Source organism: Lentzea sp. NPDC020367, assembly GCF_044387305.1.
In the GTDB taxonomy this organism is placed as follows: domain Bacteria; phylum Actinomycetota; class Actinomycetes; order Mycobacteriales; family Pseudonocardiaceae; genus Lentzea.
Map to the genome: position 1 here is coordinate 35,627 of NZ_JBIRVV010000028.1, position 23,453 is coordinate 59,079.

28 protein-coding genes are annotated in these 23,453 nt (G+C 69.4%); 15 read left to right on the top strand and 13 right to left on the bottom strand.

Features of this window, described 5'->3' with window-relative positions:
* Nucleotides 1-4 precede the first annotated feature (4 nt).
* On the bottom strand, nt 5-307 hold the full coding sequence (locus ACH413_RS46360; protein ID WP_360048737.1) for a hypothetical protein: 303 nt from the start codon (nt 305-307) through the stop codon (nt 5-7).
* Nucleotides 308-357: 50 nt separating this feature from the next.
* On the opposite strand from ACH413_RS46360, the gene ACH413_RS46365 reads away from it, so the two are divergent.
* A complete protein-coding gene (locus ACH413_RS46365; RefSeq protein ID WP_360048738.1) occupies nt 358-1,110 on the top strand; it encodes an acyltransferase in 753 nt (250 codons plus the stop codon).
* Nucleotides 1,111-1,113: 3 nt separating this feature from the next.
* Here the strand turns inward: ACH413_RS46365 and ACH413_RS46370 are convergent, their stop codons facing one another.
* The 6 genes from ACH413_RS46370 to ACH413_RS46395 are packed head-to-tail and all read right to left on the bottom strand — an operon-like array spanning nt 1,114 to nt 6,435.
* On the bottom strand, nt 1,114-1,890 hold the full coding sequence (locus ACH413_RS46370; RefSeq protein ID WP_360048740.1) for an SGNH/GDSL hydrolase family protein: 777 nt from the start codon (nt 1,888-1,890) through the stop codon (nt 1,114-1,116).
* Between the two features lie 48 nt (nt 1,891-1,938).
* Nucleotides 1,939-3,186 carry a glycosyltransferase family 4 protein gene (locus ACH413_RS46375; protein ID WP_360048742.1) on the bottom strand — a complete coding sequence of 416 codons (1,248 nt, stop codon included), beginning with the start codon at nt 3,184-3,186 and terminating at the stop codon, nt 1,939-1,941.
* 4 nt (nt 3,187-3,190) lie between these two features.
* Entirely contained in the window at nt 3,191-4,666 is a 1,476-nt protein-coding gene (locus tag ACH413_RS46380) for a glycoside hydrolase family 57 protein (protein WP_360048743.1), read from the bottom strand.
* Nucleotides 4,663-5,391: a class I SAM-dependent methyltransferase gene (locus ACH413_RS46385; protein ID WP_360048745.1), complete on the bottom strand. Its 729-nt coding sequence runs from the start codon at nt 5,389-5,391 to the stop codon at nt 4,663-4,665. The genes ACH413_RS46380 and ACH413_RS46385 overlap by 4 nt, the downstream gene beginning before the upstream one ends.
* 10 nt (nt 5,392-5,401) lie before the next feature.
* Entirely contained in the window at nt 5,402-5,749 is a 348-nt protein-coding gene (locus tag ACH413_RS46390; protein ID WP_360048746.1) for a hypothetical protein, read from the bottom strand.
* A 47-nt stretch (nt 5,750-5,796) separates the two neighbouring features.
* On the bottom strand, nt 5,797-6,435 hold the full coding sequence (locus ACH413_RS46395; protein WP_360048747.1) for an SRPBCC family protein: 639 nt from the start codon (nt 6,433-6,435) through the stop codon (nt 5,797-5,799).
* A 122-nt stretch (nt 6,436-6,557) separates the two neighbouring features.
* Between ACH413_RS46395 and ACH413_RS46400 the strand changes: the two genes are divergently transcribed.
* A complete protein-coding gene (locus tag ACH413_RS46400) occupies nt 6,558-7,193 on the top strand; it encodes a TetR/AcrR family transcriptional regulator (protein WP_360048748.1) in 636 nt (211 codons plus the stop codon).
* On the opposite strand, the gene ACH413_RS46405 is transcribed toward ACH413_RS46400, so the two are convergent.
* Nucleotides 7,194-8,036, bottom strand: a complete 843-nt coding sequence (locus tag ACH413_RS46405) for a DegV family protein (RefSeq protein ID WP_360048750.1) — start codon at nt 8,034-8,036, stop codon at nt 7,194-7,196.
* A gap of 315 nt (nt 8,037-8,351) precedes the next feature.
* On the opposite strand from ACH413_RS46405, the gene ACH413_RS46410 reads away from it, so the two are divergent.
* The 4 genes from ACH413_RS46410 (at nt 8,352) to ACH413_RS46425 (ending at nt 11,567) form a co-directional block, all read left to right on the top strand.
* On the top strand, nt 8,352-9,302 hold the full coding sequence (locus ACH413_RS46410; protein ID WP_360048752.1) for a hypothetical protein: 951 nt from the start codon (nt 8,352-8,354) through the stop codon (nt 9,300-9,302).
* The gene (locus ACH413_RS46415; RefSeq protein ID WP_360048754.1) at nt 9,299-9,853 is read left to right on the top strand and encodes a hypothetical protein; all 555 of its coding nucleotides are present in this window, start codon (nt 9,299-9,301) and stop codon (nt 9,851-9,853) included. Before ACH413_RS46410 ends, ACH413_RS46415 begins: the two co-directional genes overlap by 4 nt.
* A gap of 11 nt (nt 9,854-9,864) precedes the next feature.
* Nucleotides 9,865-10,653 carry a hypothetical protein gene (locus tag ACH413_RS46420; RefSeq protein ID WP_360048755.1) on the top strand — a complete coding sequence of 263 codons (789 nt, stop codon included), beginning with the start codon at nt 9,865-9,867 and terminating at the stop codon, nt 10,651-10,653.
* Between the two features lie 104 nt (nt 10,654-10,757).
* Nucleotides 10,758-11,567 (top strand): isocitrate lyase/phosphoenolpyruvate mutase family protein, encoded by an 810-nt coding sequence (locus tag ACH413_RS46425; protein WP_360048757.1) that lies wholly within the window; start codon nt 10,758-10,760, stop codon nt 11,565-11,567.
* Here the strand turns inward: ACH413_RS46425 and ACH413_RS46430 are convergent.
* Both ACH413_RS46430 and ACH413_RS46435 read right to left on the bottom strand, forming a co-directional pair.
* Nucleotides 11,564-11,716: a hypothetical protein gene (locus tag ACH413_RS46430; RefSeq protein WP_177320432.1), complete on the bottom strand. Its 153-nt coding sequence runs from the start codon at nt 11,714-11,716 to the stop codon at nt 11,564-11,566. The two genes, ACH413_RS46425 and ACH413_RS46430, sit on opposite strands and share 4 nt — an antisense overlap.
* A 64-nt stretch (nt 11,717-11,780) precedes the next feature.
* A complete protein-coding gene (locus ACH413_RS46435; RefSeq protein ID WP_360048758.1) occupies nt 11,781-12,623 on the bottom strand; it encodes a DegV family protein in 843 nt (280 codons plus the stop codon).
* A gap of 217 nt (nt 12,624-12,840) precedes the next feature.
* Here ACH413_RS46435 and ACH413_RS46440 point away from each other — a divergent pair, with 217 nt between their 5' ends.
* The 7 genes from ACH413_RS46440 (at nt 12,841) to mnmA (ending at nt 19,925) form a co-directional block, all read left to right on the top strand.
* Nucleotides 12,841-13,623, top strand: a complete 783-nt coding sequence (locus tag ACH413_RS46440) for an electron transfer flavoprotein subunit beta/FixA family protein (RefSeq protein WP_360048760.1) — start codon at nt 12,841-12,843, stop codon at nt 13,621-13,623.
* A 13-nt stretch (nt 13,624-13,636) separates the two neighbouring features.
* Entirely contained in the window at nt 13,637-14,590 is a 954-nt protein-coding gene (locus tag ACH413_RS46445) for an electron transfer flavoprotein subunit alpha/FixB family protein (RefSeq protein ID WP_360048762.1), read from the top strand.
* 144 nt (nt 14,591-14,734) lie between these two features.
* A complete protein-coding gene (locus tag ACH413_RS46450; RefSeq protein WP_360048764.1) occupies nt 14,735-15,508 on the top strand; it encodes a GNAT family N-acyltransferase in 774 nt (257 codons plus the stop codon).
* Nucleotides 15,505-16,377 carry a lysophospholipid acyltransferase family protein gene (locus tag ACH413_RS46455; protein WP_360048766.1) on the top strand — a complete coding sequence of 291 codons (873 nt, stop codon included), beginning with the start codon at nt 15,505-15,507 and terminating at the stop codon, nt 16,375-16,377. Before ACH413_RS46450 ends, ACH413_RS46455 begins: the two co-directional genes overlap by 4 nt.
* Entirely contained in the window at nt 16,334-17,677 is a 1,344-nt protein-coding gene (locus ACH413_RS46460; protein ID WP_360048768.1) for an MFS transporter, read from the top strand. Before ACH413_RS46455 ends, ACH413_RS46460 begins: the two co-directional genes overlap by 44 nt.
* Nucleotides 17,677-18,846: a cysteine desulfurase family protein gene (locus tag ACH413_RS46465; RefSeq protein WP_360048769.1), complete on the top strand. Its 1,170-nt coding sequence runs from the start codon at nt 17,677-17,679 to the stop codon at nt 18,844-18,846. Before ACH413_RS46460 ends, ACH413_RS46465 begins: the two co-directional genes overlap by 1 nt.
* The gene (gene mnmA, locus ACH413_RS46470) at nt 18,843-19,925 is read left to right on the top strand and encodes a tRNA 2-thiouridine(34) synthase MnmA (protein ID WP_093593025.1); all 1,083 of its coding nucleotides are present in this window, start codon (nt 18,843-18,845) and stop codon (nt 19,923-19,925) included. The genes ACH413_RS46465 and mnmA overlap by 4 nt, the downstream gene beginning before the upstream one ends.
* A gap of 213 nt (nt 19,926-20,138) precedes the next feature.
* On the opposite strand, the gene ACH413_RS46475 is transcribed toward mnmA, so the two are convergent.
* Together ACH413_RS46475 and ACH413_RS46480 are read right to left on the bottom strand one after the other, a co-directional pair.
* Nucleotides 20,139-20,990 (bottom strand): serine/threonine dehydratase, encoded by an 852-nt coding sequence (locus ACH413_RS46475; protein WP_360048771.1) that lies wholly within the window; start codon nt 20,988-20,990, stop codon nt 20,139-20,141.
* Nucleotides 20,987-21,490: a DUF6584 family protein gene (locus ACH413_RS46480; RefSeq protein WP_360048772.1), complete on the bottom strand. Its 504-nt coding sequence runs from the start codon at nt 21,488-21,490 to the stop codon at nt 20,987-20,989. The genes ACH413_RS46475 and ACH413_RS46480 overlap by 4 nt, the downstream gene beginning before the upstream one ends.
* Before the next feature lie 36 nt (nt 21,491-21,526).
* On the opposite strand from ACH413_RS46480, the gene ACH413_RS46485 reads away from it, so the two are divergent.
* The gene (locus tag ACH413_RS46485) at nt 21,527-22,669 is read left to right on the top strand and encodes a hypothetical protein (RefSeq protein WP_360048774.1); all 1,143 of its coding nucleotides are present in this window, start codon (nt 21,527-21,529) and stop codon (nt 22,667-22,669) included.
* A 38-nt stretch (nt 22,670-22,707) separates the two neighbouring features.
* The gene (locus ACH413_RS46490; RefSeq protein ID WP_360048776.1) at nt 22,708-23,106 is read left to right on the top strand and encodes a hypothetical protein; all 399 of its coding nucleotides are present in this window, start codon (nt 22,708-22,710) and stop codon (nt 23,104-23,106) included.
* Here ACH413_RS46490 and paaI read toward each other — a convergent pair.
* Complete coding sequence (paaI, locus tag ACH413_RS46495) at nt 23,045-23,431, bottom strand: hydroxyphenylacetyl-CoA thioesterase PaaI (protein ID WP_360048778.1); 387 nt, start codon at nt 23,429-23,431, stop codon at nt 23,045-23,047. The two genes, ACH413_RS46490 and paaI, sit on opposite strands and share 62 nt — an antisense overlap.
* Nucleotides 23,432-23,453: the final 22 nt, after the last annotated feature.

Consider the following 23,453-nt stretch of genomic DNA (forward strand, 5'->3'; position numbering starts at 1 on the left):
GCCCCTAGGGTGCCTGAGACTCGGCGCCGACCCCGGACACGTCCCACACGACACAGCGGACACCAGGCGGTTCCGTCGCACCTTGGTCGAGCATGTCCTGGTGGTAGCGGCGCGCGTCCGCCTCGTTGTCGTACACCTGGATCATGTGCCCGTCGAGCGTCCACGTGCCGTGCACGAACCCGGGCAACCCGACCTTGCTCGACGCCATCAGCGGCACCTGCGCCCGCAACGCGTCGATCGCCTCGGGGCTGATGTCCCAGACGCCGATGACCGCCCACATGTCGCACCTCGCGTTCGTCGAGGCCACTTTAGAACCGTGTCCAGCACGCCGGCCGCCCGAAGTTAGAGTCTTCGTCCATGACATCGATGTGGGGCGCACCCGTCTGGACTCGCTGGCGCAGGTCGCGCCGTGACCCGATGCAGGCGCGGTTCCTCACGATGGCCTCCCTGCGCTGGGTCCTGCGCCACCGCGCCTACACCCCCTGGTACATCGTGCGGTACTACCGGCTGCTGAAGTTCCGCCTGCTCAACCCGCACGTGGTGCTGCGCGGCATGGTGTTCTTCGGCAAGCGCGTCGAGGTCATGGCCCGCCCCGGCTTCGGCCGCCTGGAGATCGGCCGCTGGGTGCACATCGGCGACGGCAACGCCATCCGCTGCCACGAGGGGTCGCTGCGCATCGGCGACAAGGTCGTGTTCGGCAAGGACAACACGGTCAACTGCTACCTCGACATCGAGATCGGCGCGTCCTCGCTGGTCGCGGACTGGGTCTACATCTGCGACTTCGACCACAAGGTCGAGGACATCACGCTGCCGATCAAGGACCAGGGCATCGTGAAGTCGCCGGTGCGCATCGGGCCGGACTGCTGGCTCGGGGCCAAGGTGACCGTGCTGCGCGGCACTCGGGTTGGGCGCGGATGTGTGCTGGGCGCGCATGCTGTGGTGCGCGGGGACGTGCCGGACTTCAAGATCGCGGTCGGGATGCCGGCTCGGGTCGTGCGGGATCGGCGAGCCGACTACGAGGCTGATGCTCAGCGGCGGGCGGACATCGCGGACATGGCCCGCAAGGCCAAGGACGCTCTGGCCAAGCGGGCTGAGGACGCGTCCGCCTGACGGTCAGCGAGTTGCGTGCCGCTGCCAGGTCAGCGGCGCGAGCTGCGGGCGCTTAGGCACGAAGCCGTCTCCCGGCTGCCGCCCGATGAGCTTGTTGCGCGTCCGCGTGTAGGCCACCGGCAGCACCTGGTCGCGCAGCCACCGCCAGTGATCGAGAACGGAAGCGCTCGCGGCCGTGCCCTCCAGCGGCGTCAGCCAGGATTCATCGAACGCGATGTCCAGCGCCGACAGCACGTGACCGGCCAACCGCCTGTGCCCCAACGACGACAGGTGCAGGCGGTCTGGGCCGAAGTAGCGTGAGTCGTGCACGCACTCGTCGGCCTCCACGTCGACCAGCACAGCGCCGTAGCGGTTCGCCGCGGCGCGCATGGCGGCGTTCAGGGTCTCGATGCGTGGGCGCATGCGTCGGCCGAACGGCATGCGGTGCGAGATGTCGCTCAACGTGAAGACGGCGACTGTTGGCGCGAACGACGTCACGGCGCGCACCATCGCGTCTGCCCGTTCGGCGATCTGGTCCAGGGTCGCGTTGGACATCACGTCGTTGCCGCCGCCGAAGAGCACGACGAGGTCGGGCTCCAACGCCGCCGCGGACGGGACCTGCTCCACCAGCATCTGGTCAAGACGGCGGCCGCGCACGCCGAGATTGGCGTAGCGGAAGCCCGGCGCGTCCAGTGCGGACGCGACTCGGTCCGCCCAGCCCCGGTAGCGGCCGTCGGGAAGCAGGTCGTCCAGGCCCTCGGTGCAGCTGTCCCCGAGCGCCACGAAGCGTTGGTATTTCATTCAGTCCTCGGTCACCTGTTGTTAACGGGACCGGCGACTGTAGCGGACCTAGGTGAACAGATTGCCCGTAGCGATCTTGGGGCGGCCCAGGACGCGTGGTTCGCGCACCAAAGCCCTGGCGTAGACCGAAGCCGTGTCGGTGGCGATCGTGGCCCAGTTGAAGTCGGAGACCAGACGCGCTTTCGCGGCGCGGGCCCGGGAGGCGGCCGAGGCGGGGTCCGACAGCACGTCACGGACGGCGCGGGTGAGTCCGTCCACGTCACCGGGGGTGAACGACAGCCCGGTCACCCCGTCCAGCACGACCTCGCCGAGCCCGCCGGCGGTCGACGCGACCAGAGGCGTGCCGGCGGCCGCCGCTTCCAGTGCCACGATGCCGAAAGGTTCGTAGCGGGAGGGCAGCACGACGGCGTCGGCCGCTGTGAGCAACGCCGCCAGAGACCTGTCGGACAGATGGCCGACGAACTCCACGGCCCGCAGCACGCGGTGCTTGCGCGCCTGGTCCTGCAGCCACTCGGTCTGCGAACCGCCACCGGCCACCACAACCCTTGTGCCCCGGTGGAAACGGCGGATCCGGGGGAGGGCCGCGATCAGGTCCTGGATGCCCTTCTCCCACTCGATCCGGCCGAAGAAGAGCAACAGCGGATCGCCGTGCGGCGAGTACGTGCGGCGAGCGGCGCCGACGTCCTTCGCGCGCACCTTCCAGCCGCCCGGCTCGATGCCGTTGTGCAGCACGGAAACGTCGGCGGTGTCCACTTCGAACAGATGCGCGACCTCGCCGCGCATCGCCGACGAGCAGGTGATCAGCGAGTCGGCGCGGTTCGCCAGCCACCACTCCACCGAGTGCACCTGCTGGTTCAACGGGTGCGAGAGCCAGCCGGAGTGCCGCCCGGCCTCGGTCGCGTGGATCGTCGCCACCAATGGCACGCCGAACGCCTCGGCGAGCGCCACGGCCGGATGCGCGACCAACCAGTCGTGCGCGTGCACGACGTCGGGACGCCACGAGTCCAACGCCAGCCCGGCACGCGTCATCGCGTGACCCATCGCCAGCGTCCACGCCAACAGGTCCTTCTCGAACACGAAGTGCGCGGGATCCTCGGCGACGCGGACCAGCCGCACGCCCTCGCTCACCACGTCCACGGTGGGATGCGTGATCGCATCGGTGCCGGAAGGTTGGCGGCACAGCACGACGACGTCGTGCCCCTGCGCGGCCAGCTGTGTCGCGAGCGCGTGGACGTGCCTGCCCAGCCCGCCGACGACCACCGGCGGGTACTCCCACGACAACATCAGCACGCGCATCCCGCTACCCCATTCCTCGCGCGTCCAGGTGCCCGAACGGGCCGTCTGCCGCGCGGAGCTCCGTTGCTCTCGCCTGTCCGCGACCGTTCCGCGTCAACGCCGCGAGCTCGCTGAAACGGTCGCTGTGAATCTTCGCGCGGTAGCGGGCGTAGTCGGCGGCCGAGTCCTTGGTGACCATGAAGGCCCAGTCGCTCGACAACGCCAGCAGCGCCTCGCGCACCGCCTGGTCCAGCACCGGATTCCGGACGTCGGAGGAGAAGTCCAGTCCCAGCAGTTCCTTCTGCACCGACTCGTTCAGCGACACGATGTCCGACACCTGCGCGCCGTCCCACACGCGCCAGTCCTTGCCGCTGCCCCACGACGACGCCGGCAGCTCGACCGGCGCGCCCACGTGCCCGGCCTCGACGGCGCCCCGCAACGTCGTCACGCGCACGCCTGCTTCCGGCAACGCGCGCAGCACGGCTTCGAGCCACAAGGGACCTTCGTGCCACCAGTGCCCGTACAACTCGGTGTCGTAGGCCGCCACGACAAGACCACCGTCGATCGCGCGCAACCGCCGCACGACCGTTTCCACGAAATCGGCCACGTGCCGGTCGAGAGCCTCGCGCGCCAATAACGGGTCGTACGGCCGCTTGTCCTCCGGCGCCACGTTCTTGCCCGTCACGCGCGACGGCTTGAGGCCCGTCGGGTGATCGTAGGTGTGAAAATCCCGGTACGCGGCATCGCCCGGATAGCCGACCTTCGGCGACCAGACGCGGTACGAGACCTCCAGATCACGCCCGAACGCCAGCACGTCCGACGAACCGACGGGATGCGCCGACGACGTGTCGCCGTGCAGCGCGGGTCCGTCGACCATGAACCGCCGCACGCCCGCCGCCGCGTATCCCGCCTCCATGCCGGGCGAGTAACCGCACTCCGGCGCCCAGATCCCTTCCGGCGCACGGCCGACGCGCAGCGCCGTGTCGGCCAAACCGGTCCGCAGCGCGAACGCCCGCACCCGCGGATCGAGCAACGGCTGGAAGGGATGCGTGGCGGGCCCGCCGAGCAGCTCGATCGTCGAAGAGTCCACAAGGGACCGGAGAACGGGTGAGAACCCGTGCCGCCATTGGCCTTCAAATCTGTCCAGCGCCCAGGACGACGCACGGTGCTCGTACGCCGACAGCTCCCGCAGCCGTTCCCCGGCGTAGTGCGAGCGCAGGTGCCAGTTGCCGAGCCAGTCGTGCATGCCGCGCAGGCAGTACGGATCGTCCAGCTGCGCGGCCAGGATCGGGGTGACTCCGAGCGTCAGGACGTCGGAACGGCCCTCGTCGGCGAACCGGCGCAGCATGTCCACGATGGGCAGGTACGAGTGCGCCCACGCCTGGTAGAGCCACTCCTCGCCGACCGGCCACGCGCCGTGGTGCGCGAGCCACGGCAGATGGCTGTGCAGGACGAGGCAGAACGTGCCCTCGGAAGCCTTGGGAGTGTTGCTCGACGTCACGCGCGCACCGCCACGGCCACGAGATCGAGGCAGGCGTCCATGTCGTCAGGGGTGATGTCGAAGTCCTCCACCGTCACCGACTCCACAGCCTCCTTGAGCTCGACCGGCCACGGCGCACCGGACAGGGCGACTTCGACCTGTGCGTTGATGATCTGTCCGTTCAGGAGCGTGTCAAGCCTCGGTCCGTGACGCAGTCCCGTCAGTTCGTCAACGCGGAAACCAGCTTCACGCAGCATCTCGTCCAGTTCGGACGGTGCGAGTTCCCTGGTGTGGAACGGGTTCAGCGGCGTGTCCTGGCCGGGGGAGAACGTCAGCCTGTTCGGCGTCGTGACGATCAGCCTGCCACCGGGACGCAGCACCCGCAGGCACTCCGCGAGAAACCCTTCCTGGTCCCACAGGTGCTCGATGACCTGCAGGTTCGCCACCACGTCGACGCTGCCGTCGCGCAACGGGAGGGTCGCGAGGTTCCCGCGGAGCACGTTGAGCTGCGGGTATGCCCGCGCCACGTGCTGCGACGTCAGCTCGTCGTAGTCGAGCGCGATCACCCGGCGCGCGACCGTGCGGATCAGCTGGGCGCCGTAGCCCTCACCGCAGCCCGCCTCCAGCACGACGGCGTCCACGCAGTGTCCGATGAGGTGGAGGTAGGCCGCCTCGTGCCGGCGGAACCAGTAGTTCTCTTCCGCGATACCGGGCACGGTGCGTTCGCCGGTCAGGGGGAGGGTCACGCCCGCCAGGTTACTTGCCAGTAGACCGCCTGCGAACTACCTGGTGCGCGATCGCGGTCGCGACGCCCGCCGCGGCGAGTGCCGCCGTCGTCGTGGTGTCCATGTACTTGGACAGGCTCGGTGCCTCGCTCGGCCCGGCCAACCACATCGTCAACGGGGTGGCATAGGCCAGCGTCAGGGCTCCTGACCACAAGCGCAGCGCCTTGGAACGGCCTTTGCGCAGGCTCGCGACGAGCACGACGGCGATCGGGATCCCGGACAGCAGGCCGAACTTGCCGATCACCATGACGGGCACGGCCCAGGCCGCGACGAGGACGGACTTCGACGGGTGGACGGAGGCGCGGGTGTCGGTGGACATGATCTTCTCCTTCTGAGGTTCGGGTTTCTGGACGTCAGTTCTGAACGTCACTTCTGGGCGGGACGGGCTTCGGCGGCGGCCTTGAGGTCGGCCAGCCAGAAGTCGAGGCCGGGGGCCAGGACCTTGATGGCGGTGGCCGGGTCGGCCTCCAGCTGGGCACCGGTCCAGCTCTCCTCGGTGCGGACCAGGACGCCGCCGTCGACCTCGGTGAAGGTCCAGACGTGGACGCCCTCGTCGATGCCCAGGCCCTGGCCGACCGCGGGCCCGCTCCAGCGCACGCACTCGCCGGTCTTCACCCCGAGCACGGTCGAGGTGATGTTCAGCGTGGTGGCGGGCGAGACCGGCGTCGCGGGCGCCGGGGTCGTCCACTCGAACTTCGAACCCGCCTTCAGCTCGCCCTGGTCCAGCCTCTTCGCGGTGGTGACGGCCTTCTGCCAGGTGGGCCAGCCCTCCACCTCGGTCTGCACCTTCCAGACCGTGTCCAGAGGCGCGTTGACGCGGGTCTCGGTGCGGTGGTGCAACTGGGCGGCGGGGTTGATGCCCTGGCCCTCGCAGGTCACCGAACCCGTCGGGACGGCGCTGCTGGTCGGTGCCGGAGCGCTGGTCGGCGCGCTCTGGCACGCGGTGATGGCGAGCAGGCCGGCGCTGAGCGAGAGGGCGGTCAGGGCGGTGCGGGTGCGGGTCATGGGACTTCCCCTTGGGTTCGTTAGTGGCAGTCGCGGTAGTTAGAAGCTCTAACTCTTGCGACATGCAGAAGCTAAGCTGAAGCCTGCGTGACTGTCAATAACGAATGTGAGAGGGTCTAACCATGACGGAGCCGGCAGGGAACCCTCGAGAGCGCTACCGGGCCCAGGTGCGCGACGAGGTCAAGCGGCACGCGTGGGAGCAGATCGCCACGGCCGGGGTGACGGCGTTGTCGCTCAACGCCATCGCCAAGGAGATGGGCATGAGCGGGCCCGCGCTGTACCGGTACTTCGCCGGTCGCGACGAGCTGATCACCGCGCTCATCCGGGACGCTTACCGCAGCCTCGCCGACGCCGTCCGCGCCGCCCACGCGGCCGGCACCACCCCGGTGGCGCTCGCCGCGGTCATCAGGGAGTGGGCGCTGAGCGACCCGCAGCGGTACCTGCTCATCTACGGCACGCCAGTGCCCGGCTATCACGCGCCCGACGACGTCACCGCGATCTCGGACGAGATCCTGACGGTGTTGCTGGAGGTCTGCGCGGGCGAACCGGACGAGCAGCCGAAGACCCCGTTCGACCTCGTCCTGGGCATGAGCCGGGGCTGGGCGGGCGCCCTGCCCGCGTCGTCGCCGACGGTGCACCGCGCGCTGGCCTTCTGGACGCGCCTGCAGGGCGTGCTCTCACTGGAGCTCGCCGGCCACCTCGCGCCGCTCGGGTTCGACCCGGGGCTGCTCCTGGCGGAGGAAGTCGCCGAGCTCTGATCAGAACGGCGAGACGGTGACGGCCAGCGCTCCCGGTCCCACGTTCGCCCCGATCGCCGCGCTGACCTGCGTCAGGACCACGTCGCGGGCGTGCGGGATCCGCTTCTGCAGCATCTCGAGCAGCTCGTGGCCCTCCTTCTCGGCCGCGAAGTGCTCGACCGCGAGGTCCACGTTGCGTCCGTAAGCCATCGCCACGGCCTTGTCCACGAGCTTCACCAGCGCCCGGTCGCGGCCGACGACCTTGTCGAACGGCTCCACCTCGCCGTTCACCACCGTGAGCAGCGGCTTCACCGAGAGCGCGTCGCCGAAGAGCTTCGCCGCCGCGCTGACCCTGCCCGCCTGGCGCAGGTAGTGCAGCGTGTCGACGTAGATCAGCACGTTGGCGTCGCGGCCGCGCTGCTCGGCGACGTTGCGCGCGTTCTGGACGTTGCCGCCGCTCTGCACGATCCGCGCGGCCGCGAGCGCCGCGAATCCGAGCGTCATGCCCGACGAGTGCGAGTCCACGATGAACACCGGCACGCGCGACTTGGCCGCGGCCACCTTCGCCGCGTCCGTCGCGGGGGAGAGCTTCGGCGTCACGTGCACCGAGACGATCGTCTCCGCGCCCTTCGCCCACGCGTCCTGGTAGGCCCAGAAGAACGCGTCCGGCGCCGGCGGCTGCGTCGTGATCGGGATCTGCGCCTCCATCGCCTGCAGCAGCCTGTCGGTCGGCACGTATGCCTCGTCGATCAGTTCCGACCCGATCTTGAGCTGCATCGGGACCGTGATGATGTTGAACCTGTCCGCCAGACGGGCCGGAAGCGACGCGGTCGAGTCGGTGACGACGGCTACTCGTGAGGACACGAACGAGAAGGTTAACGAAGCGTGATCGAAGTAGCCACGACCGATGGAAGGCAATTCGTGTGATCTCGACCTTGATGGTTGCTTTCCGTGCACGGCGAACGCACGGAGTGAACACCCCGAAAAGGAGCCCTGCTTGACACAATCGGGTGACTACGGGTCGTTTGGTGTTGATCTACGGGCGTCGCATTTGCCCAGGAAAGACGGGTTATTCCATGTGTTACATCAACCCGGTCCGTCCATTGTCGACGCTGGTTGGGGTCACCGCCCGTGGGTAAGCTCGCACAATCTTCAGCCCGGTTGAGTGAGTAGGTGACCATGGGTGCAAAAGAGCAGGAACTAGTTCCGCTGCACGCCGGTTTCGACGTTGTCTACCGAGGTTTTCATCGACGTCAGGTCATCGACCACATCGAGAATCTCGAGGAGCAGCTCCGCTTCACGAGCCTCGACCGGGTCGAGGCGCTGGCGCAGGCAGCCGATTTGCGCAAGCTGCTGGAAATGACGCGGCAGGACCTGGAGGAGGCGCGCGCCAGGATCGAGCGCCTCGAATCCACGTCGGGCACGCACGCGAGCGCCACCGAACGGATGCACCGCATGCTCCGCCTCGCCGAGGACGAGGCGGCGGAGATGCACCTGCAGGCCGAACGAGAGTGCAGCGATCTCCGTGCGCGCACCGACGTCGAAGTCGCCGAGCTGCGTGCCGCCGCCGAACGCGAATCCTCCGCCATGCGCGCCGAGGCCGAGTCCGAGCTCTACGCCTCGCGTCAGGACTGCGCCACCCGCGCCGCCGCCATGGAACGGCGCGAGCTGGAGATGGAACGCCGCTGCACCGACCTCGAGGCCCAGCACCGCCAGCGCGCCGACGAGGTGGAGCGCGAGTGCACCGAGGCCGTCGCCCAGGCCCAGACCGACGCGGACATGCTGCTGCGGGAGACCGCACTGCAGTGCAACTCGCTGGAAGCCGACTCCGAACGCAAGCGCGAGAAGGCCCAGCAGTTCTTCGAGCTCACGATGACCCGCCGCCGCAACGAGGCCGCGCAGCACCTGCAGGAGCAGGAGGCGCTGGCACGGGCGCGGTCGGAGTTCATGGTGAAGATGGCATGCCGGGAAGCCCAGCGCCGCCTGGCAGAGGTCGCCGACCGGACCGACGAACTGCACGAGCTGAAGCGGGTCGTCCACTCGCAACTGTCCGCCGCCCGCGCCGCCCTGTCGGTGGCCGCGGATCGCGTCGCCCCGCTCCACATTCCCGAACAGGTGGCCGCGTCGTGAAGCGCTGGGTCCCGCTGGTCGTCGGTGCGTTGATGGTGCCCGCGTCGGTCACGGCGTTCGGGTTCTCCGTGTACGGCAACGAGCTGGAGACGGCGCTGTCGTCGTCGCCCGCCGTGCCGGCCACCCGCTCGGGCCCGATCCCGGTCTCCGACTTCGTGGCGCCGCTGCGGATGGAGCCGCCCGCACCGGTGTCGCTGCCCGCGGCGGTCGCGCAGGAGGCGGTGCGGAACCTGTTCTCGTCGCACGCGGTCAAGGGCATCACGTTCGCGCCGGGCACCGCGTCGTTGGTGGGCCGCGGTGAGGACGTGCGGCGATCGCTGGCCAGCGTGCTGCAGAACGCCACCGGCTCGGTGACGTTGGTGGCGCACGCGTGGAACGGCGAGACGGCGTCGCACCGCTGCGACGTGCTCGCGATGGAGAGGGCCGGCCTGCTGCGGCAGTACCTGGCCGAGCAAGGGGTGGACAGCGAGATCACCACGCGGGTGATCGTGGACCCCGTGTGGGGCCCGCCCACGGACTTCGGACCTCAGATCGACGTCCTCGTCAGCTAGGAGCCTTCGCAATGGCAGGGGCAGTCGGGATCGTCTTCGGACTGTGCGTGCTGTCCTTCACGTTGGGGGCGGCCCTCATGTACGTGCTGGTGCGGCGCCGCGAGGACTCGGCGTCGCACGATTCCTCGCCGTCGGAGGCGCCGGCCGAGCGGACGTGGGTGGAGAGGCCCGCGACCGTCGAGCCGGTGGACGACGAGTACGACACCAGGCCGATCCACCGCAATCCGGTGATGGGGCTGCGGCAGCTGGAGCCGCGGCTGGAACCGGCGTTCGCGTCGCTGGCCGAGCCGGTCGCCGAACCGGTGGTCGAGCCTGCAGCGGTTGCCGAGCCGGAGCCTGCTGTCGAGCCGGAGCCCGTCGTCGAACCGGAGCCGGTCGCGGAAGTGGTTGCCGAGCCCGAGGCCGTCGCAGCGCCCGAAACTGTCGGTGCCGCTGGATATGATTGGGATGGGGACCTCGATCCCCCCGTGGGGAATTTCGAAGCCCCCGAATCAACCGTAGCGCCGAGCACCGACAGTCCTGAGGCCGTCGAAGCGGTCGCCGAGGTGGTCTCGGGGGAGTCGGTCGCCGAAGAGCCGGTCATCGAAGCGTCGGTCGTGGAACTGGTCGAGGAACCCCGGCCAGAGCCCGAGACCGAGCCTGAGCCGGAGCCCGCTCCGCCGCCCGTGGTGCAGACCGCGCTGCCGCCGCCCGCCTCACCCCAGCCCGTCGAACACACGACGTGGGTGGAGCGCGAGGACTTCCGCCAGCGCTACCTCCGGACGTTCGAAGAGGTGCGCCGCAAGGCGGGCAGCAACTGAGCCGATCAACCAAGCACAGCTTCAGAAGAGGCCGTGTCGGAAAGTCATCGGTTCCTGTCCGAAACTCGCCGGAAAATGTCAGTGCCTGCTGATATCAATCGATCATGACTTCCGCCACTGATCGCACGAAGCTCTTCCACGCCCTTCACCGGTCCGGTCCGCTCGCCCTCCCCAACGCCTGGGACGTCGCCTCCGCCCTCATCGTCGAGGCGGCCGGCGCGAAGGCCGTCGCCACCACGAGTGCCGGCGTGGCGTGGAGTCTCGGTGCACCGGACGGCGACGCGCTCGACCGCGCCCTGGCCATCGACCTCGTCGCCAGGATCGCGAAGGCGGTCAGCGTCCCGGTGACCGCGGACATCGAGTCCGGGTTCGGCAAGGACGCGAAGGAAGTCGGCGAGACGGCGAGGGCCGTCGCCGAGGCGGGCGCGTCCGGCGTCAACATCGAGGACGCGCACGAGGCAGGGCTCCGCGACGTGCAGGAGCAGCAGGAACGCCTCAAGGCTGCCCGCGAGGCGGCGCCGGACCTCTACATCAACGCGCGGATCGACGTGTACCTGCGCGGCATCGGGGAGCCGCAGGACCGGCTTCAGCACACGCTGGACCGCGCGAAGGCGTACCTGGAGGCGGGGGCGAGCGGCATCTTCGTGCCGGGCGTGACCGACCTCGAGACCGTCGAGGAACTGGCCGCGAAGATCGACGCGCCGCTGAACGTGCTGGCGGGTCCGGGTGCACCCGCGGTCCACGAGCTGGGGACCGCGGGCGCTGCCAGGATCAGCGTCGGCACCGCGCTGGCGTCAGCGGCTTACGCGACGGCCAAGAAGGCGGCCGAAGAGCTGCTGTCGAAGGGCACGTACGACAGCACCGAAGAGGGTCTGGGCTACGGCGAACTGAACGCGTTGTTCAAGACCAACTAGTGCTTCTTGCCGCCGCGGAGCTTGCGCAGCAGCTGCTCGGCCTGCGCACGCTTGCGCGGGTCCTGAGCCATCTGCCGTGCCTTGGCTTGGAGCTTGTGGCCCTGCGGACTGCGCAGGAACCTGGTGATCTTGTCCATGAAACCGGCCATCGGTCCTCCAGGTGTCCGTTACGTCCAGTTCAACGGACGGAACAGCACCTGGAGTTCCCGAGGGTCACACCGGCGAAACTGTGATGCCCAGCGCGCCGGGGCCCACGTGCGCCCCGATGGCCGAGCTGACCTGCGTCAACATGAACTGGCGGACGTTGGGCACGCGGCGCCGGAGATTGCGCAGCAGACGGGCTGCCTTCTCCTGGGCGTCGAAGTGCTCCACCGCGACGTCCACGGTGTCGGTGCCCGCGCGCTTGATCGCGATGTCCAGCATCCGGTTGAGCGCGCGGTCGGCGCCGATCACCTTGTCCAACGGCGTGATCTGGCCGTCGGCCATGGTCAGCAGCGGCTTCATCGACAGCACACCGCCGACCAACGCCGCCGCGGCACCGATGCGCCCGCCGCGGCGCAGGTACTCGAGGGTGTCGACGTAGATCAGTTCGGTGGATCTGTCGAAGCGGCGCTGGGCGGTCGCGAGCACCTTCTCCACGTTGCCACCCGCCTCCGCCACCTTCGCGGCGGCCTGGACCGCGTAGCCGATGCTCATCCCGCAGGTGTGGGTGTCGACGACGTGCACGGGCACGCGGACCTTGGCGGCGGCTTCCTTGGCCGCTTCCACGGTGGCGGACTGTCGGCTCGACACGTGCACGGACACGATCGAGCGAACGCCCGACGCGGCCAGTTCGTTGTACGTCCAGAAGAACGCGCCCGGATCGGGGGGAATCGTCGCGACGGGCACGTTCGAACGCATGGCCGAGACCAGGTCGGGGACCGGGATGCGGGACTCGTCGTCGGTGTGGTCGCCGATCCGCACCTGGATCTGCACCACTTCGATGCCGAGTTGATCAGTCAGCTGCGCCGGGAGGCAGGCCGTGGAGTCGGTCACGATAGCTACTCGCCGGTACATGTCAGCGCAGCCTAGACCCCCGAATGGGTTACGTCTCAAAAGGTGGCGCCACCGGGTGAGAACCATCACGCTTGCGGGGTGCTTGCTGGCGTTTGCAGTGGTGCTACTGGCGGGTAACATCCGGATTGATGGCAGGGTCGTGAACACCCGGCGGCGCAATCCCTAGAGTCCTCCGCGTAAGCGTCGCCGCCCGTCCGCAGGAGGTCGAAGAGGACCTATGAACATTGTTGTCCTGGTCAAGCAGGTGCCTGACACCTGGTCCGAGCGCAAGCTCACCGACGCCGACCACACCCTTGACCGCGAATCCGCGGATGCCGTGCTCGACGAGATCAACGAGCGCGCCGTCGAAGAGGCCCTGCTGCTGCAGGAGGCCCACGGTGGCGAGGTGACCGTGATCGCGATGGGTCCCGACCGCGCCACCGACGCCATTCGCAAGGCGCTGTCGATGGGTGCGGACAAGGCGATCCACGTCAACGACGAGGCGTTGCACGGCTCGGACGTGCTGGCGACGGCGAAGGTCCTCGCGAAGGCGATCGGCACGGTCGAGAACGTCGACCTGGTCATCGCGGGCAACGAGGCGACCGACGGCCGCGCGGGCGCTGTCCCGGCCATCCTCGCCGAGCTGCTCGGCCTCCCGCAGGTCACCCAGCTGCGCAAGGTCACGGTCGAGGGCACGACGATCAAGGGCGAGCGCGAGACCGACGAGGGCGTCGCGTTCCTCGAGGCGTCGCTCCCGGCCGTGGTCTCCGTGACCGAGAAGATCAACGAGCCGCGTTACCCGTCCTTCAAGGGCATCATGGCCGCGAAGAAGAAGCCCGTCTCCACGCTTTCCGTGGCGGACCTCGGCATCGACGCGTCCGAGGTCGGCCTGTCCGGCGCGTGGACCCAGGTGCTGGAGGCGGCCCCCAAGCCGCCGCGCAGCGCGGGTCAGCGCGTCGAGGACGGTGGCGACGGCGGATCCAAGATCGCCGAGTTCCTCGTCGGCCAGAAGCTCATCTGAGGGAGGGGAAATCATGTCTGAAGTTCTGGTTCTGGTCGACCACGTCGACGGCGAGGTCAAGAAGGTCAGCTACGAGCTGCTGACGGCCGCCGGTCGTCTGGGCACCCCGGCCGCGGTGGTCGTGGGCGCGCCCGGCACGGCGTCGAAGATCCGCGAGTCGCTGGGCAAGTACGGCGCCGCGAAGGTCTACGCCGTCGAGTCCGACGACGCCGCCGGCTTCCTGGTGACCCCGAAGGTCGACGCGCTGGCCGCTCTCGCCCCGAACGCGTCCGCGGTGCTCGTCTCCGCGACGATCGAGGGCAAGGAGGTCGCGGGCCGTCTGGCCGTGCGCCTCGGCGCCGGCCTGCTCGTGGACGTCGTCGACATCGAGGCGGACGGCACCGGCGTGCAGTCCATCTTCGGTGGCGCGTTCGTCGTCAAGGCCAAGGTCGGCACCGGCACCCCGGTCATCACCGTCCGCCCCGGCGGCGTCGAGGCCGAGGAGTCCGCGGCGGACGCCGTGCTGGACGAGTCGGTCTCCATCTCCGTGGACGCCGCCAAGTCCGCCCGCGTGACCTCGCGCGAGGCCATCACCGGCGGCGACCGCCCGGAGCTGACCGAGGCCTCGGTCGTCGTCTCCGGTGGCCGCGGCGTCGGCTCGGCCGAGAAGTTCTCGACCGTCGAGGAGCTCGCGGACTCGCTGGGTGCCGCCGTCGGTGCCTCGCGCGCCGCCGTCGACTCCGGCTACTACCCGCACCAGTTCCAGGTGGGTCAGACCGGCAAGACGGTCTCGCCGCAGCTGTACGTGGCGCTGGGCATCTCCGGTGCCATCCAGCACCGCGCGGGCATGCAGACCTCGAAGACGATCGTCGCGGTCAACAAGGACCCCGAGGCCCCGATCTTCGAGATCGCCGACTTCGGCGTCGTGGGCGACCTGTTCAACGTCGCGCCGCAGCTGACCGAAGAGGTCAAGAAGCGCAAGGGCTGAGCACTTCAGCTCACGACAGGGCCGTCCCGTTCACGGGGCGGCCCTTCGGCGTTCACGGCACCACCTCGGGTTAACCCACCTGCCACTGACCGGTCATCGTTCTGACCTGCTGCGATTCGCCAACCCGGCTTCACCCTGGTGCGCATGACGCAGCCGGAACTGCTTGTCAGCACCCCCGCCCAGCAGGGCGCGGACGCTCCCCGCTACTCCCTCCTCGTCGCCCGTGACAGCGAAGAAGTCGTCGCCGCGCAGAGACTGCGCTACGAGGTGTTCGCCGGTGAGATGGGGGCGACGCTGCACACCGGCGTGCCCGGCCACGACGTCGACGAGTTCGACCAGTACTGCGACCACCTCGTGGTGCGCGACGACCGCACCGGCGAGATCGTCGGCGGGTACCGGATGCTGCCGCCGGAGCGCGCCAAGGAGGCCGGGCGGCTCTACGGTGACGGCGAGTTCGACCTGAGCAACCTGAACGACATCCGCAGCTCCACGGTCGAGACCGGCCGCTCGTGCGTGCACCCCGACCACCGCAACGGTGCCGTCGTCAGCCTCGTGTGGGCGGGCATCGCGCGGTACATGCTGCTGAGCGGCCACAAGTGGCTCGTCGGGTGCGCCTCGATCCCGCTGCAGGACGGTGGCGGCCTCGCGGCCGGCGTGTGGGACACGGTGCACGCCAAGCACTACGCACCCGAGCAGTACCGGGTCACGCCGCACAACCCGTGGGACGTCGACGCGATCGCACGGCCCGACAAGACGGTGCTGCCGCCGCTGCTCAAGGGCTACCTGCGGCTCGGCGCCAAGATCTGCGGACGGCCCGCGCTCGACGCGGACTTCGGCGTCGCCGACCTCTTCATCCTGCTCGGCATGGACCACGTGGACCAGCGCTACCTGAAGTTCTTCCTGGGGGAGACGTCATGAGCCACGCCTGGATGCCCGCGTCGCCGTGCGGTGACGGGTGCGTTGGCAGCGCACCGCGAGAAGTCGCCAAGCTCAGGCAGGTCTGGCGCGCTGTCACGGCGGTCACGGCGATCCTGTGCGGCGCGTGGATCGCTCTCGCGTTGCTGCTGCCGGGCAAGCAACGCGAAAGCGTTGTGCGCCTGTGGTTCCACGCCATCCTGAGGGCGTTCGGCGTGCGACTGGAGGTCCACGGCGCCCGGAAGTTCCAGGAGATCCCGAAGCGTGGCGTGCTCGTCGCGAGCAACCACGTGTCGTGGCTCGACGAGCTCGCGATCGACTCGGTGCAGCCCGTCAAGATCGTGGCCAAGAAGGACATCAAGAGCTGGCCCGTGCTCGGCCCGATCATCACCGCGGTCGGCACGGTCTACCTCGACCGCGAGAAGCTGCGCGAGCTGCCGCAGACCGTGAACGAGCTGGCGACCACCCTGCGCAACGGCAGCGCGGTCGCCATCCACGCCGAGGGCACGACGTGGTGCGGGCTCGCCTCCGGGCACTACAAGCCGGCGCTGTTCCAGGCCGCGCTCGACGCCGGTGTGCCGGTGCGGCCGATCGTGCTGCGCTACCGGATCGGCGACCACCTGACGACGCAGCCGGCGTTCGTCGGCGGCGACACCCTGATCGACTCGATCCGCCGGGTGCTCAAGGCGCGGGACCTGGTCGTCGAGGTGCACGTGCTCGACGAGATCGCTCCCGGCCGCGCGGGAACCCGCCGCGAACTGGCGAAACTTGCCGAAGAGCAATCAAACCGCTTGACCTCGACCGAACTGGAGATTGCACCATCTACAGGTGACTCTCACCGCGCGCGAACCATCACGCCTCTGGTCGCCTGACCGCCGCTGGCCCACGACGGGCATCCTCCTGCTGGTCACCCTCCTCGCGTTCGAGGCGATGGGTGTCGGCACGGCGATGCCCACCATGGTCCGCGAGCTGCAGGGCGAGGCGTTGTACGCGTGGCCGTTCCTCGCGAACCTCGCGGCGAGCGTCATCGCGACGGTCTTCTCCGGACGCCTCTCGGACCGGCGCGGCCCCAAGCCCGCGGTGCTGATCGGCGTGGTGCTGTTCCTCGCCGGACTCGTGGTCGCGGGTGTCGCCGAGACGATGACGGTGCTGCTCGCCGGCCGCGTGCTGCAGGGCTTCGGCGCGGGGTTCCTGATCGTCGCGGTCTACGTGCTGATCGCGGTCGCCTACCCCGAGGACACCCGGCCCGCCGTGTTCGGCGCGCTGTCCGCGGCCTGGGTGATCCCGTCGCTGGTCGGGCCGGCGGTCGCGGGCTGGGCGACCGAGCACCTGAGCTGGCGGTGGGTGTTCCTCGCGATCATCCCGCTGGTGCTGGTCGGCAGCGTGCTGCTCGTACCGGTGCTGCGAAAGCTGCCGCCGCACACCGAGGCTCCGCCGACGCGCAAGTACCTGCCTCTCGCCGCGGTCGCCGTCGGTCTCGGCGTGGCCGGGCTGAGCTGGGGCCTGCAGCACCGCACGTGGTGGCTGATCGCCGTGGCGTTGCTGCTGCTCGCGCCCGCCCTGCGCATCCTGCTGCCCAAGGGCACGCTCATCGCCCGCCGCGGCCTGCCCGTCACGATCCTCGCCCGCGGTCTGCTCGCGGGCACGTTCTTCGCGGTCGAGGGCTTCATCCCGCTGACGCTGTCCGTCGTGCACGGCTACTCGCCCCTGGAAGCCGGGATTCCGCTGACGCTGAGCGCGCTCGGCTGGGCCAGCGCGTCGATGTGGGCGTCGAGGCACCCCGAGATCGAGCGCCACACGCTCGTTCGCGTCGGGTTCCTGTTCGTCGCGACCGGCATCGGGGCCGTGACGCTCATCGCACCCACGTGGGGCCCGGCCTTCCTCACGCCGGTCCTGTGGGCCGTGGCGGGCGCGGGCATGGGCATGGCGACGTCCAGCGTCGGCGTGCTGATGATGGGCGCGTCACCCGAGGCCGACCGGGGTTTCAACTCGGCGGCGCTGCAGATCTGCGACATGCTCTTCTCCGCGACCATGATCGGACTCGGCGGTGTGCTCGTCGTGGCGACGGCGCCGACCGCGGGCGTGGTGGTGCTCAACCTGTCGATGGCGGCGTTGGCGGTGGTGGGAGCGATTCTGACCGGGCCACGCATGCGGGCTACCCTGAAGGCCTGATGGCTTATCTCGACCACGCGGCCACGACCCCCATGCACCCGCAGGCGGTCGCGGCCATGACCGAGGCGTTGTCCACCACGGGCAACGCCTCGTCGCTGCACACCTCCGGCAGGCGGGCGCGGCGGGCGATCGAAGAGGCCCGCGAGAACATCGCCGACGCCCTGGGCGCCCGGCCGTCCGAGGTGCTGTTCACCGGCGGTGGCACGGAGAGCGACAACCTCGCGGTCAAGGGCATCTACTGGGCGAGCGGTCGTCGCCGTGTGCTGGCATCGGCCGTCGAGCACCACGCCGTGCTGGACGCCGTCGAGTGGCTCGAACAGCAGGGCGCCGAGGTCACCTGGCTGCCCACGGACCGCTTCGGCCGGGTGTCGCCGGAGTCGGTCGCCGAGGCGCTGGACGACGACGTCGCGCTCGTCACCACGATGTGGGCGAACAACGAGGTCGGCACCATCAACCCCGTGCACGACATCGCTCGGCTGTGCGCTGAGCACGGAGTGCCGTTCCACACGGACGCGGTGCAGGCCGTGGGCGCGGTCCCGGTCGATTTCGCCGCCTCCGGCGCCTCCGCGCTCACGATGACCGGCCACAAGGTCGGCGGTCCGTACGGCATCGGCGTGCTGCTGCTCGCACGGGACGTGAAGTGCACGCCGTTGATGCACGGCGGCGGCCAGGAGCGTGACGTGCGGTCCGGCACGCTGGACGTGCCGTCGATCGTCGGCCTGGCGCGCGCGGTGCGGATCTCGGTGGAGGAACAGGCTTCCCGGGCTGTGGAGATCGCGGCGCTGCGGGACGAGCTGATCGCGTCGGTGCGCGCGGTGGTGCCGGACATGATCGTGAACGGCGACCCGGCGGACCGGCTGCCCGGCAACGCGCACCTGACGTTCCCCGGCTGCGAGGGCGACAGCCTGCTGATGCTGTTGGACGCCAAGGGCATCGAGTGCTCGACGGGCTCCGCGTGCACGGCCGGTGTCGCGCAGCCCTCGCACGTGCTGCTCGCGATGGACGTCGAACCGGCGCTGGCCCGTGGATCTTTGAGGTTCTCGCTCGGGCATACGTCGACGCGGGCGGACGTTGAACAACTCGCATCGGTCATCGGCCCGGTGGTGGAGAGGGCCCGCACGGCGGGCCTGGCAGGTATGAGGCGGTCCCGGAAGGTGGTCAAGCAGTGAAGGTCCTCGCGGCGATGAGCGGTGGTGTCGATTCCGCGGTGGCGGCGGCGCGCGCCGTCGAAGCGGGACACGACGTGACGGGCGTGCACCTGGCGTTGTCGGCGAAGCCCGGCACCCTGCGCACCGGCGCACGTGGCTGCTGCACGATCGAAGACGCCCACGACGCCCGCCGAGCCGCGGACCTGATGGGCATCCCGTTCTACGTCTGGGACTTCGCCGAGCGCTTCACCGAAGAGGTCGTGGAGGACTTCGTCGCGGAGTACGCGGCCGGTCGCACGCCGAACCCGTGCCTGCGCTGCAACGAGCGGATCAAGTTCGAGGCGTTGCTGGACAAGGCGATCGCCCTCGGTTTCGACGCCGTCTGCACCGGCCACTACGCGCGCCTGGAGATGGTCGACGGCCGTCCCGAGCTGCGCCGTTCCGCCGACATGGGCAAGGACCAGTCGTACGTGCTGGCCTCGCTGACGGCGGAGCAGCTCTCGCACGCGATGTTCCCGTTGGGGGACACGACGAAGGACGACGTGCGCGTCGAGGCGGCGTCACGCGGGCTGTCGGTGGCGAAGAAGCCGGACAGCCACGACATCTGCTTCATCCCGGACGGCGACACGCAGAAGTTCCTGGCGGGCCGCATGGAGACCAAGCCGGGCCTGCTGATCGACGACGCGACCGGCGCGGTGCTGGGCCGGCACGCGGGCGTGCACGAGTTCACCGTCGGGCAGCGCAAGGGCCTCGGCATCGACGGCCCCGCCGCCGACGGCCGTCCCCGGTACGTGCTGGCGCTGGAGCCGGTGTCAGGGAACGTGCGGGTCGGCGCGGTCGAAAAGCTCGCGGTGACCGGGATTTCCGCGTCGTCGCCGGTCTCGCACGTCGAGTTGGACGGACCGGTCGAGTGCGTCGCGCAGGTGCGTGCGCACGGTGGCACGGCTCCGGCCGTCGCCGAACTGGTCGACGGCGTGCTGCGGGTGCAGTTGCGGGAGCCGCTGAAGGGCGTGGCGCCCGGTCAGGCCGTCGCGATCTACCGCGAGGACGCGGCGGGCGACATCGTGCTGGCCAGCGCGACCATCGACGCGACCAGCTAATTCGCTTGTAGGGCCGGGAAAGCGGATCTAGCGTTCGCGGCGTGACGTTCATTGACACGGAGTTCGACCTCGCCGCGCGGGCTCGCACCGCGTTCCGGTGCTTCGTCAGCCCCGCGGACCGGCGGAAGCTCATCGGTCGTGCCCGGCACAACGACGAACCGGTCTGGGTGGTGTCGCCGTTGCGCCGTCTCGGGGCTCGCCGGTTCCGCCGGACTAACTGGGACGCCACTCCGAGTTCGCTCCGCACAGGAGCACGCAGGGCAGCTCACTCGACACATCGCCCCTGAGGAACGAGGCGAACGCCGCCGCACCGGCGGGTTCGACCGCGATCCTGAACTCCTCCCACAGCCGGTCGCGCGCCGCGAGGATCTCCTCGTCGGTGACCAGCTTGGAAGAAACGTTGTGCTGCTTGAGGATCTCCAGCGACAACGAGCCCGCGCGCGTAGCACCCAGGGCGTCTGCGGCAATGGAGTTCACCACGGAGTCGACGGGCTCACCGGCCTCCAGCGCGTTGTGCATGGCGCAGCAGTTCTCGGGTTCGACGGCGACGACGTGCCGTCCGCCCGAAGCCAGCGCGGCGCCCGCGACGAGTCCGCCGCCGCCGACCGCGACGAAGATCGTGTCGATGTCCGGGGCGTCCTCGACGATCTCCTGCGTGACCGTGGCCTGGCCCTCGATCACCGTCCGGTCGTTGTACGCCTCGATGTAGGGCAGGTCGAGCTCACGGGCGGCCGCGGCGGCCTCGGCATAGGTGTTGCCGTGGCGGATCAGCTTGGCGCCCAACGCTTCGATGCGCCTGGTCTTGGTCTCGGGCGCCGTCACCGGGACGAACACGGTGGCGTGGGCGCCGAGCAGCTGGGCGGCCTGTGCGACGGCGATGCCGTGGTTGCCGCCGGACGCGGTGACGACCTCGGAGACGTTGAGCGACAGCAGGGTGTTGACGGCGCCGCGGAGCTTGAACGAGCCGGTGAGCTGCAGGTGCTCCAGTTTGAACACGAGCGGTCGCCCGTCTGCTGACACGCGCATGATCGGGGTCCGGCGGACGTACTGCGACAGCGTTCTCATGAGACCAGCTTCCACAAGAACTGCACGAGAGTCACGATCCCCAGCAGGAAACACACCAGCACGAACGTGCCGCCGGCCATGACGATCAGGCACGCGCCCCAGGACGTCTCCTCGTTCGGGGTCGCGTCGAGTTCGTGCTGCAGCTCGACCTGCGCCTCCAGGTACAACGCCGCGAGCCGGGTGCGGGCGGTCTCGGTCGGCGCCTCGTCGACGCGGCCCTGCCATGAGAGCGCGACCAGGCGGGCGTCCGCGCGGCGGTAGGCGCGTTCGAAGGCCAGGAGTTCCTCGGGATCGCGGTCCTCGGAGAGATAGGTCCAGCGGCCTGCCTGCGCCGGCTGACCGAGCACCCGGTAGACCTCGGCGAGACGCTCCCGCAGGTCGAGCCGCTGCGGGTAGGTGCCGACGAGTCCGGCGACGCGCTGACGTGCGCTGAGCACGCTCGCGAGGTCGCCTCTTCGTAGCTCCTCGGCCGCTTTGTGGAGCGTCAGCTCTACCGGCATGCAGATCAGTTTTGCAGGTAGGGCTAGCTTTGACCCGTGTTCGGCCTATCGCTGCTGGTCTCCGGCCTCGCCTGGTGGCTGGGTCTGTACCTGCTCGCCCGCGACCCGCGCAAACCGCTCCTGTGGTGGGCGGGCGCGGGGATGATCGGCTATTCGGCGGCCGTCGTGGCGCCACATCCCGTGGTCATCGGGGTGCCGGCGCTGGCCTGGACGGGTGCGGTCCTGTTGCTCTGCCGGCCCGAGTTGATCAGGTGGTGGCTGCTCGCGCTGCTGCCGTTCTTCGCGATTTCCTTCTTCGTGCCGTGGATCGTATTGCTTCCCATGGCTGCCGCCGTGGTCCTAGCCATAAGAAAACGTGCTTACTTTTCACTCGTTGGGGTGATGTTCGGCCTTTCCGCGGGTGCGTTCCTGCTGGGCCTGCTGCCCGACGCGATCACGCTGCCGTCGCTCGGGTTCGACGTGGTCGTGTTCGGCGTTCTGGTCGCCGTCACCGACGCCGTCGAGGAGGGCGAGTCGATCCGCGCGGACATGCTGCGGTCGCTCGTGATCTCGGGTTTCACGGCGGTGCTGTTCGGCTCGCAGGTGATCTTCTTCGGCGGACCGGACCTGCTCGTCTTCACGACCGTGGCGGCGGCGATCGCGGTCCAGGTGCTGGCGAACCCGCTCGCCTCGGCGGTCGACCGTCTCGCTGTGCCCGCGGTCGCGGCCGAACGCGCCGAACTCCGCGACGCCGCCGAGTCGTTGCCCAGACGCCGGCCGCTGGTGACCGAGGACGAGGCGGAGTTCGCCCGGCTCACCCGCAAGGCCCTGAGTCACTACGGCGATCTCGGGAAACTCGTCGCGAGCCCGTTGATCGCGCTGACCGACGAGGGCCCGCCACTGGATCGGGCCGCGCAGTTGAAAAGCATGCTGCTGGCATCCATTCAGCGACTCAAGCCTCTTGACGGTGATTTCGGCACGAGCGACGAATGGCGTTACTACAACGCCGTGTACTTCTACTACGTCAAGGGAATCCGCCCCTATTCGGTCCGGACCAAGCGCGAGGACCTCGACGCGGAGGACCGCCGCGCGCTGCAGTGGTTCGTGACACAGGTGCCCGAGCGCACGCTCCACAACTGGCAGAACGCCGCCGCACGCCTGGTCGCGGCGGACCTGATGGCAGGAGTTGGCAGCGCTTGACGTGGTTTTGGCAGCGTTGAGCGGGCCATCGTCGGGCCATGTTGAAATTCGCCTTGAAACTCGACGGTGTCGCTTCGTTCGCATTGGGTCTGCTGACCCTGCTGATTCGCCCGGAAGTCGGAATGCCGGTGGGCTGGCAGATCGGACTCGGCTCTTTCTGTGTGGTCTACGGAGCGGGCGTGTTCTTCTTGGGAACCCGCGCCGTCCCTGACCGTCGAATCGTGCTGCTCATCGTCATCGGCAACCTGGTCTGGGGCCTCGACAGCATTCTCACGGCCGAACTGAAGTGGTTTCCGCTCACCGACTCCGGCGTCGCCCTGGTACTGGCGCAGGGGCTCGCGGTGATCGGCTTCGCCGCACTGCAGTTCGCCGGCCTCAAGCGCGCAGGGTCCGCGACCGACCGCGGAACTCAGCCACGATCTCACTCCCACGCCTGACCGTGATGTCGTAGATCCCGCTGCGGCCGAACCGGGTCCGTTCCACCGCCTCCGCCACCAGCTCGTCACCCTCGTGCACGGGCCGGATGAAGTCGATCTCGGCCGTGGCGGCGACGGTGACGGACCCGGCCCTGTTGCAGGCGCACGCGAACGCGCTGTCCGCCAGCAGGAACACATAACCGCCGTGCGCGATGCCGTGACCGTTGATCATGTTCTCCGCGACCGTCATTCGCAGCATCGCGTAGCCGTCGCGCAGCTCGACGGGCGCGATGCCCAGAGCGGTGGACGCCTTGTCGGCGGCGAGCATCTCGGCAGGACCATTCATTCCGTCACTCCAGGTGCTTGCG

Excerpts from the sequence above, each read along its gene's own strand:
- ACH413_RS46365 (WP_360048738.1), top strand. The coding sequence starts at position 358 with ATGACATCGATGTGGGGCGCACCCGTCTGGACTCGCTGGCGCAGGTCG.
- ACH413_RS46370 (WP_360048740.1), bottom strand. The coding sequence starts at position 1,890 with ATGAAATACCAACGCTTCGTGGCGCTCGGGGACAGCTGCACCGAGGGC.
- ACH413_RS46375 (WP_360048742.1), bottom strand. The coding sequence starts at position 3,186 with ATGCGCGTGCTGATGTTGTCGTGGGAGTACCCGCCGGTGGTCGTCGGC.
- ACH413_RS46390 (WP_360048746.1), bottom strand. The coding sequence starts at position 5,749 with ATGTCCACCGACACCCGCGCCTCCGTCCACCCGTCGAAGTCCGTCCTC.
- ACH413_RS46395 (WP_360048747.1), bottom strand. The coding sequence starts at position 6,435 with ATGACCCGCACCCGCACCGCCCTGACCGCCCTCTCGCTCAGCGCCGGC.
- ACH413_RS46400 (WP_360048748.1), top strand. The coding sequence starts at position 6,558 with ATGACGGAGCCGGCAGGGAACCCTCGAGAGCGCTACCGGGCCCAGGTG.
- ACH413_RS46410 (WP_360048752.1), top strand. The coding sequence starts at position 8,352 with ATGGGTGCAAAAGAGCAGGAACTAGTTCCGCTGCACGCCGGTTTCGAC.
- ACH413_RS46420 (WP_360048755.1), top strand. The coding sequence starts at position 9,865 with ATGGCAGGGGCAGTCGGGATCGTCTTCGGACTGTGCGTGCTGTCCTTC.
- ACH413_RS46425 (WP_360048757.1), top strand. The coding sequence starts at position 10,758 with ATGACTTCCGCCACTGATCGCACGAAGCTCTTCCACGCCCTTCACCGG.
- ACH413_RS46430 (WP_177320432.1), bottom strand. The coding sequence starts at position 11,716 with ATGGCCGGTTTCATGGACAAGATCACCAGGTTCCTGCGCAGTCCGCAG.
- ACH413_RS46435 (WP_360048758.1), bottom strand. The coding sequence starts at position 12,623 with ATGTACCGGCGAGTAGCTATCGTGACCGACTCCACGGCCTGCCTCCCG.
- ACH413_RS46440 (WP_360048760.1), top strand. The coding sequence starts at position 12,841 with ATGAACATTGTTGTCCTGGTCAAGCAGGTGCCTGACACCTGGTCCGAG.
- ACH413_RS46445 (WP_360048762.1), top strand. The coding sequence starts at position 13,637 with ATGTCTGAAGTTCTGGTTCTGGTCGACCACGTCGACGGCGAGGTCAAG.
- ACH413_RS46450 (WP_360048764.1), top strand. The coding sequence starts at position 14,735 with ATGACGCAGCCGGAACTGCTTGTCAGCACCCCCGCCCAGCAGGGCGCG.
- ACH413_RS46455 (WP_360048766.1), top strand. The coding sequence starts at position 15,505 with ATGAGCCACGCCTGGATGCCCGCGTCGCCGTGCGGTGACGGGTGCGTT.
- ACH413_RS46465 (WP_360048769.1), top strand. The coding sequence starts at position 17,677 with ATGGCTTATCTCGACCACGCGGCCACGACCCCCATGCACCCGCAGGCG.
- ACH413_RS46475 (WP_360048771.1), bottom strand. The coding sequence starts at position 20,990 with ATGAGAACGCTGTCGCAGTACGTCCGCCGGACCCCGATCATGCGCGTG.
- ACH413_RS46480 (WP_360048772.1), bottom strand. The coding sequence starts at position 21,490 with ATGCCGGTAGAGCTGACGCTCCACAAAGCGGCCGAGGAGCTACGAAGA.
- ACH413_RS46490 (WP_360048776.1), top strand. The coding sequence starts at position 22,708 with ATGTTGAAATTCGCCTTGAAACTCGACGGTGTCGCTTCGTTCGCATTG.
- paaI (WP_360048778.1), bottom strand. The coding sequence starts at position 23,431 with ATGAATGGTCCTGCCGAGATGCTCGCCGCCGACAAGGCGTCCACCGCT.